This window comes from Bacillus sp. TCT6, assembly GCF_056033845.1.
In genome coordinates, this window is the sequence record NZ_JBVYHX010000001.1 from 3,556,416 (window position 1) to 3,573,377 (window position 16,962).

Annotated in this window: 18 protein-coding genes; 1 reads left to right on the forward strand and 17 read right to left on the reverse strand. The window is 36.8% G+C overall.

Annotated features, from left to right (window positions below):
- Positions 1-58: 58 nt before the first annotated feature.
- Both AC0ONG_RS17970 and AC0ONG_RS17975 read right to left on the reverse strand, forming a co-directional pair.
- Entirely contained in the window at positions 59-1,735 is a 1,677-nt protein-coding gene (locus AC0ONG_RS17970) for a DAK2 domain-containing protein (protein ID WP_016098852.1), read from the reverse strand.
- 22 nt (positions 1,736-1,757) lie between these two features.
- Positions 1,758-2,120, reverse strand: a complete 363-nt coding sequence (locus AC0ONG_RS17975; protein ID WP_000021109.1) for an Asp23/Gls24 family envelope stress response protein — start codon at positions 2,118-2,120, stop codon at positions 1,758-1,760.
- Positions 2,121-2,496: 376 nt separating this feature from the next.
- Here AC0ONG_RS17975 and rpmB point away from each other — a divergent pair, with 376 nt between their 5' ends.
- Complete coding sequence (gene rpmB, locus AC0ONG_RS17980) at positions 2,497-2,685, forward strand: 50S ribosomal protein L28 (RefSeq protein ID WP_000124776.1); 189 nt, start codon at positions 2,497-2,499, stop codon at positions 2,683-2,685.
- Positions 2,686-2,757: 72 nt separating this feature from the next.
- Here the strand turns inward: rpmB and spoVM are convergent, their stop codons facing one another.
- The 15 genes from spoVM to remA form a co-directional block, all read right to left on the reverse strand.
- The gene (spoVM, locus tag AC0ONG_RS17985; protein WP_001213599.1) at positions 2,758-2,838 is read right to left on the reverse strand and encodes a stage V sporulation protein SpoVM; all 81 of its coding nucleotides are present in this window, start codon (positions 2,836-2,838) and stop codon (positions 2,758-2,760) included.
- A gap of 66 nt (positions 2,839-2,904) precedes the next feature.
- Complete coding sequence (locus AC0ONG_RS17990; RefSeq protein WP_000752665.1) at positions 2,905-3,585, reverse strand: thiamine diphosphokinase; 681 nt, start codon at positions 3,583-3,585, stop codon at positions 2,905-2,907.
- A gap of 69 nt (positions 3,586-3,654) precedes the next feature.
- Positions 3,655-4,299 carry a ribulose-phosphate 3-epimerase gene (rpe, locus tag AC0ONG_RS17995; RefSeq protein ID WP_000589970.1) on the reverse strand — a complete coding sequence of 215 codons (645 nt, stop codon included), beginning with the start codon at positions 4,297-4,299 and terminating at the stop codon, positions 3,655-3,657.
- 2 nt (positions 4,300-4,301) lie between these two features.
- Positions 4,302-5,183 carry a ribosome small subunit-dependent GTPase A gene (gene rsgA / locus AC0ONG_RS18000; RefSeq protein WP_001113932.1) on the reverse strand — a complete coding sequence of 294 codons (882 nt, stop codon included), beginning with the start codon at positions 5,181-5,183 and terminating at the stop codon, positions 4,302-4,304.
- A gap of 247 nt (positions 5,184-5,430) precedes the next feature.
- Positions 5,431-7,404 (reverse strand): Stk1 family PASTA domain-containing Ser/Thr kinase, encoded by a 1,974-nt coding sequence (gene pknB, locus AC0ONG_RS18005; RefSeq protein ID WP_000904752.1) that lies wholly within the window; start codon positions 7,402-7,404, stop codon positions 5,431-5,433.
- Between the two features lie 8 nt (positions 7,405-7,412).
- A complete protein-coding gene (locus tag AC0ONG_RS18010; RefSeq protein WP_000648708.1) occupies positions 7,413-8,165 on the reverse strand; it encodes a Stp1/IreP family PP2C-type Ser/Thr phosphatase in 753 nt (250 codons plus the stop codon).
- 4 nt (positions 8,166-8,169) lie between these two features.
- Complete coding sequence (gene rlmN / locus AC0ONG_RS18015; protein WP_000450548.1) at positions 8,170-9,258, reverse strand: dual-specificity RNA methyltransferase RlmN; 1,089 nt, start codon at positions 9,256-9,258, stop codon at positions 8,170-8,172.
- Between the two features lie 4 nt (positions 9,259-9,262).
- Positions 9,263-10,597, reverse strand: a complete 1,335-nt coding sequence (gene rsmB, locus AC0ONG_RS18020) for a 16S rRNA (cytosine(967)-C(5))-methyltransferase RsmB (protein ID WP_001249661.1) — start codon at positions 10,595-10,597, stop codon at positions 9,263-9,265.
- The gene (fmt, locus tag AC0ONG_RS18025) at positions 10,594-11,538 is read right to left on the reverse strand and encodes a methionyl-tRNA formyltransferase (protein ID WP_000598805.1); all 945 of its coding nucleotides are present in this window, start codon (positions 11,536-11,538) and stop codon (positions 10,594-10,596) included. The genes rsmB and fmt overlap by 4 nt, the downstream gene beginning before the upstream one ends.
- 23 nt (positions 11,539-11,561) lie before the next feature.
- The gene (def, locus tag AC0ONG_RS18030; protein WP_000279470.1) at positions 11,562-12,032 is read right to left on the reverse strand and encodes a peptide deformylase; all 471 of its coding nucleotides are present in this window, start codon (positions 12,030-12,032) and stop codon (positions 11,562-11,564) included.
- 11 nt (positions 12,033-12,043) lie between these two features.
- A complete protein-coding gene (gene priA / locus AC0ONG_RS18035; RefSeq protein WP_000666722.1) occupies positions 12,044-14,449 on the reverse strand; it encodes a primosomal protein N' in 2,406 nt (801 codons plus the stop codon).
- A complete protein-coding gene (coaBC, locus tag AC0ONG_RS18040) occupies positions 14,446-15,651 on the reverse strand; it encodes a bifunctional phosphopantothenoylcysteine decarboxylase/phosphopantothenate--cysteine ligase CoaBC (RefSeq protein WP_000911744.1) in 1,206 nt (401 codons plus the stop codon). The genes priA and coaBC overlap by 4 nt, the downstream gene beginning before the upstream one ends.
- Positions 15,652-15,823: 172 nt before the next feature.
- Positions 15,824-16,036: a DNA-directed RNA polymerase subunit omega gene (rpoZ, locus tag AC0ONG_RS18045; protein ID WP_000933962.1), complete on the reverse strand. Its 213-nt coding sequence runs from the start codon at positions 16,034-16,036 to the stop codon at positions 15,824-15,826.
- 2 nt (positions 16,037-16,038) lie between these two features.
- Positions 16,039-16,656 carry a guanylate kinase gene (gmk, locus tag AC0ONG_RS18050; RefSeq protein WP_001257742.1) on the reverse strand — a complete coding sequence of 206 codons (618 nt, stop codon included), beginning with the start codon at positions 16,654-16,656 and terminating at the stop codon, positions 16,039-16,041.
- 13 nt (positions 16,657-16,669) lie between these two features.
- Positions 16,670-16,933, reverse strand: a complete 264-nt coding sequence (gene remA, locus AC0ONG_RS18055) for an extracellular matrix/biofilm regulator RemA (protein WP_001251456.1) — start codon at positions 16,931-16,933, stop codon at positions 16,670-16,672.
- Positions 16,934-16,962: the final 29 nt, after the last annotated feature.

Consider the following 16,962-nt stretch of genomic DNA (forward strand, 5'->3'; position numbering starts at 1 on the left):
ACTACTCCTTATCCATTAGCAAGTAAGTAATCCATTTATTTTCAAAACGAATCTTATCTTATTCTACAGAGAAGATGAAAGAATACACTGGTTGGTTTCCAGCATGCACTTCTACTTCTGCATCTTCAAATTTCTCTTCTACAAATTCAACTAACTCCGCTACTTCTTCGTCAGTTGCATCTTCACCTTGTAGAATCGTTACGATTTCAGAATCTTCATCAATAAGCGCTTCTAGTAATTGCTTCGCAGCTCCTACTTTTTCAGCATTTGTAGATACAATTTTTCCATCTGCAATACACATGAAGTCATCTTTTTGAATTGCTACACCATCAATTTCCGTATCACGTACAGCATACGTAATTTGACCTGTTTTCACATGAGATAAAGCTTCTTGCATGTTTTCTTCATTCTCTTCTAACGTTCCAACTGGGTTAAATGCTAACATTGCTGCCATACCTTGAGGAACTGTTTTCGAACGAACAACAATAACTTCTTGATCTACAACTGATGCCGCTTGTTCTGCTGCCATTACAATATTTCCGTTATTCGGTAAAATAATGATTTTTTCAGCATTTGCTTCTTCAATTGCCTTCACGATATCCTCCGTACTTGGATTCATCGTTTGACCACCTTCGATAACTTTCGTTGCGCCGATGCTCTCAAATAAAGTTTTAATACCAGACCCCATTGCCACAGTTACGATACCATATGGTTGTTTTTCTTTCGATTGAGCTGGTTGTTCAAGAACCATAGCAGGTTCATCTAATAAAGCAGTATGCTGTTCACGCATATTTTCTACTTTAATCTTAATTAAACTACCGTATTTTTGCCCGTAGTTCATAGCGTCTCCAGGATGTTCTGCGTGGATATGAACTTTTACAATTTCATCATCAGACACAACTAGTAGAGAATCACCATATACACTAATATCTTCACGGAATTTTTGTTCAGAGAAATTATGCTCTTTCACCTTTTCAGCCTCTAATTTCACCATGAACTCCGTACAATATCCATACTTAATATCTTCTGTACTCAATTGGCTTTGTACACTACGGTGATGTTCTGCGCGTACCATCTCATTCATAGATGTTTGCGTCGGTGCATCAGAAGAAATCGTTTCTCCTTTTAAGTCAGCTAAAAATCCTTCGTATACCACTACAAGACCTTTACCACCGCTATCTACAACGCCAACTTGTTTTAATACAGGTAATAAATCTGGCGTACGATTTAACGATGCGTTTGCTTCTTTCACAACGTCTTCCATAAACAAAACAAAGTCGCGCTGTTTTTTCGCAACTGTTACTGCATATTTACCCGTTTCTCTTGCAACCGTTAAAATCGTTCCTTCAATCGGTTTCATAACCGCTTTATAAGCCGCCTCTACTCCAGCTTCTAGTGCTGCAGCAAAATCAACCGTTGTTAATTCTTCTTTTTGTTCAATGGATTTAGAGAAACCACGGAACAACTGAGATAGAATAACTCCAGAGTTACCACGAGCTCCCATTAATAATCCTTTGGCTAAACTTACGCCGACTTTACCAGCATGCTGTGAAGGATTTGCTTTCACTTCACGCGCACCTGAAGTCATAGATAAGTTCATGTTTGTACCGGTATCGCCATCTGGAACTGGAAATACGTTTAATGCATCAACAAGCTGAACATTATTTGTTAAATTATTCGCTCCTTGCATGATCATTTGTGATAAACGTTTTCCATCAATTTTTTGAATTGACACAGATTTTCCTCCTTAATGCACATTACAAGTTTATTACTTTAACTCCTTGTACGTAGATGTTTACAGAATCTACTGCTAGTCCTACAGTTTGATCTAATGTATATTTCACTTTCGTCTGCACATTATGTGCCACTTCTGAAATTTTCGTACCATAGCTCACAATAATATACATATCAATATGTACTTCATCTTCATCTTTACGAACAATAACACCTCTAGTGAAGTTTTCTTTTCGTAAAATGTCTGTTAATCCATCTTTTAACTGATTTTTTGATGCCATACCTACGATACCGTAGCAATCTACCGCGGCACCTCCAGCAATTGTTGCAATTACATCTGTACTAATATCAATTTGACCGTACTTCGTTTTAATTTCAATTGACATCTCGTTTCCCCCTTCATAAATGGTGAAAGTGAGCTAGACTACTTTAGTTACTATCATATAATCTTTTTAAAGAAAATTCCATCGTTCTTTCTTTTCACTCTCATATTTTATGTTTTAAATTACACTTTTTTATGATGAGCAAAATAGTCCATTGTTATTATACAACATGTACCACTATAATATGTCAAGCAATTTTTATGGATTTTAACTTTTCTTCATTGACATATAGTGTCAAGTAAATTTTCTTGATTTCTTTTTTCTACGGTGTTGCATTCTCTTTTTAGTTGTGTTAAATTATAGTAGTGTTTTTAGCATCGCATAAAAGACTAACATTGAAAAATTACGTATGGTAAGGTATCAAGGGAGGGAAATATAAATGGCTCGTGTTTGTGCTATTACTGGAAGAAAAGCTCGTTCTGGTAACTCTCGTTCTCACGCAATGAACGCTACAAAACGTAAGTGGGGCGCTAACCTTCAAAAAGTTCGCGTACGCATCGACGGAAAAGTTCAACGTGTTTACGTTTCTGCTAGAGCATTAAAATCTGGCAAAATCGAACGTGTTTAATAATAAAAAAAAGAGCCGATAGGCTCTTTTTTTACTATAACAATGGAAAAAGCACCGGTGATAGGTGCTTTTTTAATCTTTTTTGAAGGTATTTAACATTGCACGAACAATTCCACCAAGAAATTTAGGTAACTTAATTGTATAAAATCTCATGGTTTCCCTCCTAATCCCCATTACTCCACTTGGTCACTATATGATGTAAGGAGCAAAATTGTTTCTTCAATCAGTGCTTCTTATCAACATTAATATGCCAGAAGTAAATGAAAAAGTACCTTTTTCCTCAACGAGTTCGTTACTAATACAAAGTGTTGATCCCCACTCTATTGTTTTATTAGTAAGAGGGTACTTAAAACCAAACAATGTAATCCCTTCCACTATTTCAGTAACTGGTACAAAAGATACATAAGGAAAATTTTTATTTTCTTCAATTATATGTGTACCCACTTTTTTAACTGTTATTTCATTTTTATTGTCCACAATACACATTTCTATCTCTACTTCTAACCCTTTTAAAAGCATTTGTATATTTGCCAAACCGTGATCAAGTCTTCCACCGGTAGCACCAAAAATACGAATTAGTGCCGGCTTCTGTCCTAATGCCCAGTTGATTGCAATTTCTAAATCCGTTTGATCTTTTTCCCGCGGAACAATATGTAATTCGTTCGTTTGCTGTCCCATCCATACTAATTCTTCTTCAGTAACTGAATCGTAATCTCCAAACGCAACAGCCGGGGTAATCCCTTTCTTTAATAGACGGTATACTCCCCTATCAACCGCAGCCCACACTACTTCCTCATTCTCATATCGAGCAAAATCTGCGCAATATTCCGAAGGTCCTCCTGCCAAAATATGAATAATCATTTTTTCTTCCCCTTCCATTGTAAAAAGGCAATCTGCCATTCGGTAGATTGCCTTTTTACATATTTTTACCCTATCCTATGAATACCTTACTAGGATAAAAGTTCATCACTACCCACGAATTACGCGAATTGCTTCACCGCGGTCTTTTTGATTGTATACTGCTGATCCAGCTACAAGTACATTTGCTCCTGCTTCCACACAAAGTCTTGCTGTTTCAGCATTTACACCACCATCAACTTCAATTTCTACTTCTAGATTGCGCTCTTTCACCATGTCTGCAACTTGTTTAATTTTCGGTAATACAGAATGGATAAACTTCTGTCCACCAAATCCAGGGTTTACTGTCATAAGTAATACCATATCTATATCTTCTAATACATGCTCAATCACTGAAACTGGCGTATGTGGATTTAATACAACGCCCGCTTTAATACCGTGAGATTTAATTAACTGAATTGTACGATGCAGATGTGGACACGCCTCTGCGTGAACAGTAATAATATCCGCTCCCGCTTGTGCGAAAGTCGGGATATAGTTATCAGGATTTTCAATCATTAAATGTACATCTAATGGTAATGATGTAATTGGACGGATAGCTTCTACAATTAATGGTCCAATCGTAATATTTGGTACGAAATGTCCATCCATTACGTCAACGTGAATGTAATCCGCTCCGCCCTTTTCTACATCTTTAATCTCTTCCCCTAATTTTGAAAAATCTGCTGATAAAATCGATGGTGCAATTTTAATCATAACTAATACCTCGGCTTTCTCTCTCTAATTTCTTCTACGAATTGTTTATAGTTCTTATAGCGATATTCTGTAATCTTCCCTTCTTCAACCGCAGCTTTCACAGCACATTTCGGTTCAGAAAGATGTGTACACCCTCTAAATTTACAGTATTGGCTCGCTTCTTTCAACTCTGGAAAACAATATGTAAGATCTTCTACTTCTATATCAATGAAATCTAGTGAACTAAAACCCGGTGTATCTGCTACTAGTCCACTCCCAATTGCAATTAATTCTACGTGTCTTGTCGTATGCTTCCCGCGTCCTAAATGGGAGGAAATATCATTTGTTTTCAGCTCTAATTCTGGACGTAGCACATTAAGCATTGAAGATTTCCCAACACCAGATTGACCCGCAACAACAGAAACACAATTTTCTAAGTATGGTTTTAATATATCAATACTTTCTGACGTATTAATAGAAGTAAATAAAACATCATAACCCATCTCACGATAATCATTCGCATAAGCTTCAACAGTTGCTTTCATCTTTTCATCTACTAAATCCATCTTGCTAATACAAATAATTGGCTTAATGTTATGATATTCAATCAGCACTAAAAATCGATCTAACAGTCCAGGATTAAAATCTGGTTCTACTGCAGAGAACACAAGGATCGCTTGATCGACATTAGCAATAGGAGGTCTAACAAGTTCATTTTTTCGATCAAACACTTCAAGCACATAACCTTCAGTTGGATTATCTGCCTGAAAAACAACTTGGTCTCCTACAAGTGGTGTAATTTTATTTTTTCTAAATACACCTCGCCCACGACATTGCGTAACCCCTTCTTCATGCTGCACGTAATAAAACCCACTTAAAGCTTTTATAATTTTTCCTTCTGGCATAGAATTCTCCTTTTTTTGTATAAGGTGATGCTGAATTTAAAAATGAATGGATTTAAATTTTCCAAATAACGATTTCAAAACCTACCATATATACTTTCGCTAATATACATTAAATCTTCCATTAAATGCAAAAAAATATTTACAGCTGCATCACTTTACTAGCTTTTTGAATCATATATTTTTGCCTGCTATACCGTCCACTTTGTAGACAGCATAACAGGCAATAATAATAAGTAGACTTTCACTATTATTGAGTTGGATATGGTACTTCTTTATCAATAATCGTTACTCCATCTCGTACAATTTTATAGTGTCCCTTTGAACCTTCTTGAATTACAAATTCTAAAGAAATAGTCGCTGATTCAGTAATTGTTCTCGTTTCAACCGGTCTATCCATTTTTTGCTGCATGTCTTCTTTATAAATTTCTATTGTTTGCGGCTTTTTTTCACCTGTTACAGCAGGCTCATATGGGATAGAGATATTGTCCACTTTTACCGTTTTAGTCACTTTAGGCTTTTGACCATCAGAGATAATAATAGTTACTTTATCTCCCTCTTTTAATGGTGTACCTGGTTTTGGAAATTGCGAAATTACAAGTCCTTTTTCGACTGAATCTGAGTACTCTCGTTTTATATCTGACGTTAGTTTTCTCTCATTCAAATAACCAGTTACACTATTTTCAGTCCACCCCGAAAAGTCACCTGGTCTAATTTGATAAGGACCTTTACTTACCCAGATTTTCAGTTCTTGCTCCGCTTCTATAACCATTTGATCAGGCGTCGGAATTTGCTCTACAATTTCACCTTTCGGCTTATCATTTTCAATATAATTTACTGTAACTTGTTTATATTTTTCTTCTAACTCAGCTTTTACACTCTCAAAGTTTTGCCCTGTGAAATTCGCCATCTTACTTTTCTTTTTTCCACCTGATTGATAGATAGTAATTTTAGCGTTTTCTTTTACGACTCTTCCTGCTACAGGTTCCGTTTTTATTACATCCCCAACTTCAACATCATCTGTATATACAATATTAGGCTCCGTCACCTCAAAGCCCTTTTCTACTAACGTATTTACAGCTGTCGTGTATTTCATACCAGCCACATCAGGCACTTTCACATCTTTCGGAATAAATAATCCTGGAATAACCGTAAGCGCTAATGTTATTCCTATTGCTAAAAATAAAAATGTTGAAATTAAAACTTTAAGCCACTTGTTACTCCGTTTTTTCTTCTTATCTAACTCAGCTTCTTCTGCTCTTATCGGTTCTTCCACCTTACTCCCTTTTAAAACAATCGTTTCATCACTTACATTTTCAAATAATTGTTCTTGTTGAATAATCGGAATCGCTTTCGTCGCTTCCATATCTTCTGGTATGTAAAATGGTTGCTCATTTATCCTCTCTGGATATAGCGCAGTTTCAATATCTCGCTTCATCGCATTGGCAGATTGATATCGATGGAAAGGATCTTTTGCAGTTGCCTTTAATATAATATTTTCAACACTTTGCGGAATATTTTCATTCCATCTTTTTGGTGATGGGATTTCACTTTGTAAATGTTTTAAAGCTATAGCAACAGCAGATTCGCCAGAAAACGGTTGTCTTCCTGTTAACAATTCAAACATAACTATTCCAAGAGAATAAATATCCGATTGTTTATTTGCTATCCCGCCACGTGCCTGTTCTGGTGATAAATAATGGACTGAACCCAGTACTGAATTTGTATGTGTAATTGTTGTTGCACTTGTAGCTGTCGCAATTCCAAAATCTGTTACTTTTATTATTCCATCAGCTCGAATTAAAATATTGTGCGGCTTTATATCACGATGCACAATTTCAAAATGATGGGCGTGTGCCATGGCGGATGTTAACTGCTCCATAATATCAAGAGCTTCTCCTATAGGTAACATACCTCGCTCAATTATGTATTGCTTCAATGTTTGCCCGGGTACATATTCCATGACAAGATAATATATACCATCTTCTTCTCCGACATCATACATATTCACAATATTTGGATGCGACAACGTTGTAACAGACTGCGCTTCTCGATGGAAACGTTTAATAAACTCTTCGTTATTTGAGTAGTCGAGTCTTAATATTTTTACCGCTACATCTCGGCCAAGTATATCATCATGAGCTAAATATACATTGGCCATTCCGCCACCACCAATCATTTTCAGCAGCTTATAACGGTCATTTAAGCGTTTTCCAATCAGCACGTTGCACTTCACCTACTTTCGTTTGTCGAACCCGCATAATCAATAAGAACAAGTGTGATATTATCTTCTCCACCGCGATCATTCGCCAATTGAATGAGACGCTGCCCTTTACCTTCAAGCTGTTCATTTAACTGTAAAATTTGTTGCATATCATCAATAGAAACTTTGTTTGATAACCCATCAGAGCAAAGAAGTAATTGATCATCTTCCTCAAGCACCAACGTTTTAACATCTAATCCAACTTTTTCTTCTGTTCCTAGCGCTCTTAATAACACATTCTTTTTCGGATGATACTCTGCATCTTCCTTTGAAATTTCACCATGTCTCACAAGCTCATTTACAAGCGAATGATCTTCCGTTACAAGCGTCATTTCTCCTTCTGATACCATATAGCAACGACTATCTCCTATATGCCCTATCGTCACAAAACTTGGTGTACAAACAGCTATTATAAGCGTTGTTCCCATACCATTACATTCTACATTTTGCTGAGCGTATTCATATATGCGCTCATTAATAATCCCAACACTAGTATGTAACCATTGTTCTACTTTTTTCGGTTCATTCATATTATGCGTTTGCTTCCAATAATCATGGAATAATTGAATGGCCATCGAGCTAGCTACATCACCAGCTCGATGACCTCCCATTCCATCTGCTACTACCGCTAAAACATTTCCATCTAAATTGTGAAAAACTCCTGCACTATCTTCATTATGTTGACGAACTTTTCCTTTATCCGATAGAAATACGGCTTTCATCTCGTCACCTCGTCTCTTCTTTGCGCTCCTTCGCACGCAACTGACCGCAGGCTGCGTCAATATCATGACCTTGTTCACGGCGAATCGTTACATTCACTCCACGATCTTTTAACGTTTTCTCGAACAAGAAAATTTGCTCACGTGGTGTACGTACATAATCACGTTCAGGTACGTAGTTTACCGGGATTAAGTTTACATGACATTTTACACCTTTTAAGAGCGCAGCAAGCTCTTCAGCGTGCTCAACTTGGTCATTTTCTCCTCCAAATAATCCATATTCAAAAGTAATACGGCGCCCTGTTCTATTTACATAGTATTTAATAGCTTCCATTAAATCCGGTAATTTATAAGCACGGTTAATCGGCATTAATTTTGAACGTAATTCTGAGTTTGGAGCATGCAATGAAATCGCAAAATTAATTTGTAGTTCTTCTTCAGCAAACTTATAAATTTTCGGGATAATTCCACTCGTCGAAACAGTCATATGTCTAGCACCAATATGAAGTCCTTTTTCATGGTTAGTGATGCGTAAGAATCCCATTAAATTATCGTAATTATCAAATGGTTCTCCAATTCCCATAACAACAAGAGAGCTTACACGTTCTTCTGTTTCATCAAGCGCACGCTGAACTTCTACTACTTGCGCTACGATTTCTCCAGCTTCTAGGTTTCGTTTTAGTCCACCAAGCGTCGAAGCACAGAACGTACATCCAATACGACAACCAACTTGCGTTGTTACACAAATGGAATTTCCATATTCATGTCGCATTAATACCGTTTCAATAGAATACCCGTCATATAATTGGAATAAGAATTTAATCGTTCCATCCGAAGACGTTTGTTTTACTAACGTGTTTAAAGTAGTAATATCAAAGGAATTCGACAATTTATCACGCAATCCTTTAGAAAGGTTTGACATATCCTCATAATTTTTTACACGTTTTTTATATAGCCAGTCAAAAATTTGTCCAGCGCGGAACTTCGGTTCTCCTTGTTCCTTTAACCAATCTTGCATTTCATGAATTTGTAAAGAGTAAATTGATGGTTTCTTCGTTTCTACATTTTTCTTTTGTTTTCTTACAGTCGTTTCCATGATGCTACACCTTCTTCCTTAAACAAGCAATGTAAAAGCCATCCGTTGCAAAATAATGCGGTAAAATTTGTACTTGACCTTCATTAATATACGGACTTAATTTTTCTGGCATACGTTCTTTTATCGTAGTATCCCATTCAAATTCAGGATGTTCTTTTAAAAATTTATCTATTACTTGTTCATTTTCTATTTTCTCAATTGTGCACGTACTATAAACAAGACGACCGCCTTGTTTTAATAACGGTGCTATTTTTTCTAGTATCGCAAGTTGAATCGTCGATAATCTTTCACTATCGCCTTTATCTTTTCCTAACTTAATATCAGGCTTACGTCTAATTACACCAAATCCAGAACACGGTGCATCTACCAATATTTTATCAAACGTTTCATTTGAAAAGTGCTCTTGCACTTTTCTAGCATCTAGCGCTTTTGTTTCGACATTTTCTAACCCAAGTCGCTCTGCTTGCTGTTTAATTAAACGTACTTTGTGTGCATGTAAATCAAGAGACATTACTTTACCAGTTCCCTTTAAACGCTCAGCTATATGCGTAGTTTTACCACCAGGAGCCGCACAACTATCAAGAACTGTCTCTCCCTCATTTGGTTCTAAAGCGCGTGCTACAAGCATAGAACTTTCATCTTGAATAGAAAGAAATCCTTTTTTAAACGCTTCTGTATGCGCTACATTTCCTCTTTCAATCTGAATTGCATCATCTGACAAGTCACCACGTTTTGCTTCTATACCTTCACTTGCCAACAACTCAATCGCTTCTTCTACCGTTACCTTATCAACATTCACACGCGCTGTAGGTACAGGAGGTAACATATTTACTTCGCACATTTTCTCTGCAGTTTCTAAGCCATATGCAGAAGTCCACTCTTGTACAAGCCAAACTGGATGACTCATCGCAATTGCAAGCCGTTCTACTGGATCCTTGATTTCATCTACAGAAGGTACACCTTCTCTCTGAATCGAACGTAATACACCGTTCACCATACCAGCAATTCCTTTATGCCCGCGACGCTTTGCAATCTCAACCGCTTCATGAATAGCCGCTCTTTCTGGCACTCGGTCTAAATAAATCATTTGATATAAAGATAAGCGAAGCAATACTCTTACCCACGCCTCAACCTTCTTTTTTAAAAAAGGCTGTAAATAATAATCTAATGTGTCACGACGTTGAATCGTTCCATATACAATTTCAGTTAATAAACCAATATCTTTTCTATCAATTGCACTTTTTTCAATTAAATTATTTAAAAGTAAGTTGCTATATGCACCACTTTTTTCCACTTGAATTAAACCATCAAGAGCTAATTCACGAACATTTTGTCTCATGCATTTTCTCCTAACTTCGTTCCAATTTCAGGTTTTGTTCCACGTAAAAATTGTGAACAACTCATACGCTTTTTACCAGAAGGTTGCAATTCAGTAATTTTAACACCTGTTTCATTACTAGTTGCTACTACAAAACCATCTTCTTCGATCGCAACAATCGTACCTGCTTCAGCCGGTTCAGTTACAGGCACTTTTTCTCCCCACCATACTTTAACAACTTGTCCTGCTAAAGTTGTATAAGCAACTGGCCATGGATTCAATCCGCGAATGTGATTGTATACTTCTTCACCTGTTTTTGTCCAATCAATTTTCTCTTGCTCACGTTTTATATTGTACGCAAACGTTACTTCTTCTTCGTTTTGTTTAATCGGTTCTAACTTACCTTGAATTAATAAAGGTACTGTTTTAGATAGAAGATGTGCTCCTGCTTCACTTAATTTATCAAATAATGAGCCTGTCGTTTCACGCTCTTCAATTTCCACTTCCACTTGCGTTAAGATATCACCAGCATCCAATTTTTCTACCATATACATAATTGTAATACCTGTTTTTTCTTTACCTTCCATAATTGCATAATGAATTGGTGCACCACCACGAAGTTCAGGAAGTAAAGAAGCGTGGACATTAATACATCCATACTTCGGTGCTTCTAAAATTTCATTTGGTACAATCTGACCAAATGCAGCTGTTACAATTAAATCTGGCTCTAATGCCAATACTTTTTCATATTCATCTTTTTCACGAATTTTTAACGGCTGTAACACAGGGATACCATGTTTTTCCGCTTCAACTTTAACAGGTGTAGGTGTTAATACTTTTTTTCTACCTACTGGACGATCAGGTTGCGTCACAACACCTACTACCTCATAGCCATCTTCAATAAGACGACGAAGCACCGGCACTGAAAAGTCCGGTGTTCCCATAAACACTACTTTTATCATTTAAAAACCGCTCCTTTTAACACCTATTCTAGTTCGTTTTCTTCATAATATCTTGTCACTTTCGATGTAAATAAAACACCGTGTAAATGATCGATTTCATGTTGAATTGCACGCGCTAAAAATCCTTCCGCTTCTAATAAAAATACTTTCCCACGGCGATTTTGTGCTCTTACTTTAATATAATCCGCACGTTCTACTTCACCATAAAGTCCCGGGAAGCTTAAACATCCTTCGGGACCTACTTGTTCACCACGTTTTTCTAATATTGATGGATTGATTAACTCGATTTTCCCAGTATCATCATCGACATCAACAACCGCTACTTGCAAGCTTACACCTACTTGAGGCGCAGCTAAACCGACTCCGTCCGCAATTAACATTGTTTCATGCATATCTTTCAACAATTTCACTAACTTTTTATCAAAGTTAATTACTCTTTCGCATGGTGTTTCTAACACTTCATTTGGATGCTTTACTATTTCTAAAACTGCCATATTTCCCTCCGCTACATTAACATTGTTGGATTAAAATCAATTGAGATTTGTAGCTCTTTTTGCATTTCTGCTTGATAATGTTCATTTACCATTTTGAGCACGTTCTTTAAGTTTGGTTCCCGTTTGTATTTTATCATGCATTGATAACGATATCTATCTTTTATCCTTGGAATTGCTGAAGCAACTGGTCCTAACACCATTGTTTGCTGCGAGCAATGCGTTCGTAAATACGAGGCAATTTTTTCCGTCACTTGTACCGCTTTTAATAATTCAGGATGAGATACGGTTACGAGTACAACATAGTAATATGGAGGATATTGTCTTGTTCGTCTCATTTGCATTTCTTGGTCAAAAAACACATCATATTGTTGGTTCTTCGCTAACTCTATACTGTAATGTTCTGGCGTATACGTTTGAATCACAACTTCCCCTGGCAATTCATGTCTACCCGCTCGTCCACTTACTTGCGTCAATAACTGATATGTCTTTTCACTTGCACGAAAATCAGGTAAGTGAAGCATCGTATCTGCAGTTAAAACCCCAACAAGCGTTACTTTTGGAAAATCTAATCCTTTAGCAATCATTTGTGTTCCAAGTAATATATCTGCTTTTTCTTCCCCAAACGCCTTTAATAATTTTTCATGCATTCCTTTTCGACTTGTCGTATCTACATCCATTCGAATGACTCGCGCCTCTGGAAATAGTTTTGTAATTTCTTCTTCTACCTTTTGTGTACCTGTACCAAAGAAACGAATGTATGTACTTTGACAAGCTGGACACTCAGTTGGCATATTTTCTTCGTAACTACAATAATGACATTTTAAACGATGATTCATTTTATGATATGTCAATGAAATATCACAATGCGGACATTGTACAACATACCCACAATCACGGCACATAACAAATGTAGAATGACCTCTTCTATTTAAGAAGAGTACCATCTGTTCTTTCTTTTCTAATCGATCTGCTATTTTTTCATGCAGCGCCTTAGAAAACATTGATCGATTCCCGTCACGAAGTTCTTCTCGCATGTCAACAATCTCTACCGTTGGTAAAGCTTGTTCATTCATACGTTTTTCCATTGTTAGTAGTTCATAAACACCTTTTTTCGCCCTTGCAAACGATTCAAGTGTTGGTGTCGCACTACCAAGAACGATAGGACATTTATGGTATTGCCCTCTCCAGACAGCCACATCTCTTGCATGATACCTTGGATTATCTTCTTGTTTGTAACTTGATTCATGCTCTTCATCAATAATAATAATCCCTAAATTCTCAAAAGGCGCAAAAACGGCTGAACGCGCACCAACTACAACTTTCACTTCTTTTCTTAAAATCTTACGCCACTCGTCATACTTTTCTCCAACAGACAACGCACTATGAAGAACTGCAACTTGCGAGCCAAACCTACCTTTAAAACGATCCACCATTTGGGGTGTTAGTGCAATTTCAGGAACAAGAACGATAGCTTCTTTTCCTTTCTCGAGCACTGCTGCTATAGATTGTAAATATACTTCTGTCTTTCCACTTCCTGTAACACCATATAGTAAAAATGGATTATAAGTTTCATTTGTAATTGATGATAAAATCGGTGTAATAACTTGTTTTTGTTCCTCCGTAAGTGGCAATGGTTTCGTTTGTTCAAAACCATCATCGTCATACGGATTTCGGTATACTTCCACATACTTTTCTGAAATGAATCCCTTTTTAACAAGTGCTTTTATTGGAGCATCTGTTATTTGTAACTCTTCTGTAATTACTTTCAACGGTACACTTTTATAATTTTCCACAAAATAATAGAGTACATCTTGTTGTTTTTTACTTTTCAGTTCAAATGCCGCTAATTCTAATTTATCTTCTGGCAACTCCGGCTGAACAACTCTTTGCTTCTTCTTTTGTACTTTATCTTTCACTTGATAAACGACTTCAACCGTACCATTTTTAATTTCTTGTTGAATAGTCCGGTATAAATGTGGCTGTTGCTCGATTACTTCAAAATCAATTGCTTCTTTATCCTGAAATAAATATAGTATTTCAGGTGCTATTTCTTCCTGTTTACAAAGTTGTAGACGTTTTTTATACGTTGCTTTTATCGCAGTTGGAAGCATCACTTGAAAAGCTGAAATCATGTAGCATAACGTTTCACTTGTAAGCCAATATCCAAGTTTTAATAATTCATCATTTAAAACCGGTGTTACATCTAATATTTCATGGATCGTCTTTAACTTCTTACTTTCTACATCCACCGAATCTTTAATCCCAATAATAAAACCTTGCAATTTTCTTGGCCCAAACGGAACTACTACCCGCATTCCTGTCTGTACAATATCTTCCCATTTTTTAGGGATAATGTAATCAAATGGTCGATCTGTCTGACGGGCAGGTACATCAACAATTACACTTGCAAATTTCATAAACGATCATCTTCTAACATCATTTCAATTTGCTTTAATATTTCACGAGCTACCTCTTTTTTCATTAAAAGTGGCAACTCAATAACTTTTCCATCTTTTCTATACATCGTTACAATATTCGTATCCGTGCCAAATCCAGCTCCTTGCGCTTTTACATCATTCGCGACAATCATATCTGCATTTTTCTCACGTAGTTTTTTCGTTGCATATTCCTCTACATTTGTCGTTTCAGCAGCAAAACCGATAAGTAACTGTTTATCCTTTTTCTGACCTAACGTTTTTAAAATATCCACCGTTCTTTCGAGTTCAATGACAGCATCACCATTTTGCTTTTTCATTTTATTATCATGAACATATTTCGGACGATAATCTGCAACTGCTGCTGTTTTAATGACAACGTCTACGTTTTGATAATGTTGAAGAACTGCTTCTAACATATCTTGTGCAGATTCCACTTGCACTGTCGTTACATGTAACGGTGGATTTAATGCTGTCGGTCCTGAAACGAGTATAACATCAGCGCCTAAATTCGCCGCCACTTCTGCAATCGCATACCCCATTTTTCCAGAAGAAAAATTCGTCATAAAACGAACTGGATCAACCTTTTCACGTGTTGGGCCAGCAGTTATTAATATTCTTTTTCCCTGCAATGGTTTGTGTTCTGAGAAAGCTTCCTCTAACCGTGCGATAATCGCTTCAGGTTCTTCTAGTCGTCCCTTTGCTACATATCCACATGCTAAAAAGCCTTCCCCAGGCTCAATAAACGTATATCCTAGCGTTTTCAATGTCATCATATTTTTTTGAACAATTTTATTTTCATACATATGCACATTCATAGCAGGCGCAATCCATACCGGAGCTGCAGTAGCTAACAAAGTAGTTGTAATCATATCATCTGCAATACCACCAGCTAACTTTCCAATACAATTGGCAGTAGCAGGTGCGACAAGTACAACATCCGCCCAATCTGCTAAATCAATATGAGCAATAACAGCCGAGTCTTTCTCATCAAATGTATCCGTATATACATCATGGCGAGAAAGTGCTTGGAATGTAAGAGGCGTAACAAACTTCATTGCCGACTCACTCATCATTACTTTTACAATCGCGCCAGATTGTGTCAATTTACTCGTTAACGCAGCTGCTTTAAAAACCGCAATGCCTCCTGTTACACATAGAAGTATCTTTTTCCCTTTTAGCATATGACTCGTCCTCTTTCTTTTTCAAACTTATAATACTGAAATAGAATTCCCAGCTCGTCAGTACCAATATTTCATTCCTTTCGTAAAAAAATAACAACCTACTTGTAAATAGGTTGTTACCGTTACATAGAAAATTATAAAGTCTATGTTTTATTTTGTCGAAGGCAAAGGCTTATTCAGCAACTTTATCTTCACTTGGTACGTAGCTTAATACTTCCGCATCGATTTCTTCTAATGCTTTACCTACACACTTATGAGAAACCGGTTGCTCTACAACACAGTTATTAGCAAGTTGCATTTCACGTGCACGCTTTGCAGCCACTGTTACTAGTGTGTATTTAGAATCGATTTTTTGTAGTAATGAGTCAATTGATGGATTTAACATAATTATAGACCCTCCGTCATTTCTTTATAATATTTTGCTACCCTTTCGCGGCGGCAATGTTCGCCAACCACAATTGCTTTAATTCTATCACAAGCTAATTCAACTTGATCGTTTTCTACTACATAGTCGTAAGCGTCCATCATCTCGATTTCTTCTTTCGCTACAGTTAAACGATTTTCAATAACATCTTCAGTCTCTGTACCACGGCCGACAATACGGCTCTTTAGTTCAGATAAACTTGGAGGTGCTAAGAAAATAAATACACCTTCTGGGAAAGCTTTCTTAACTTGAATTGCTCCTTGCACTTCAATTTCTAAGAATACATCTTTTCCTTCTTGTAATGTTTTTTCAACATAGTCAATCGGTGTTCCGTAATAATTACCTACGAACTCAGCCCACTCAAGTAATCTTTCATTACGAATCATTTCCTCGAATTCTTCTCTTTCTTTAAAGAAATAATCCACACCATCTACTTCACCTTCACGCGGCTTACGTGTCGTTACTGAAATAGAGTACTGAAAACGTGTATCCTCATGGCTAAACAGCTCTTTACGAACCGTTCCTTTTCCAACCCCAGAAGGCCCTGAAAGAACGATGAGCAATCCTCTTCTACTTCTCATAAATATGTAAAACCTACCCTTCCTCACTTAAATCTTCTTTATTATTCAAACGATGTGCAATCGTCTCTGGTTGAATTGGACTTAATACAACATGCCCATCATCCATAACAATAACCGCCCTTGTTTTTCTCCCATACGTAGCATCAAGCAAAGCATTATGTTCGCGTGCTTCCTGTACTGTTCGTTTAATAGGAGCTGACTCCGGACTTACAATAGCAATAATTCGATGAGCAGATACAATATTTCCGTATCCAATATTTAAAAACCGCATGGCCATAGTTTGCGCCTCCTAGTAAGTCTATCCGA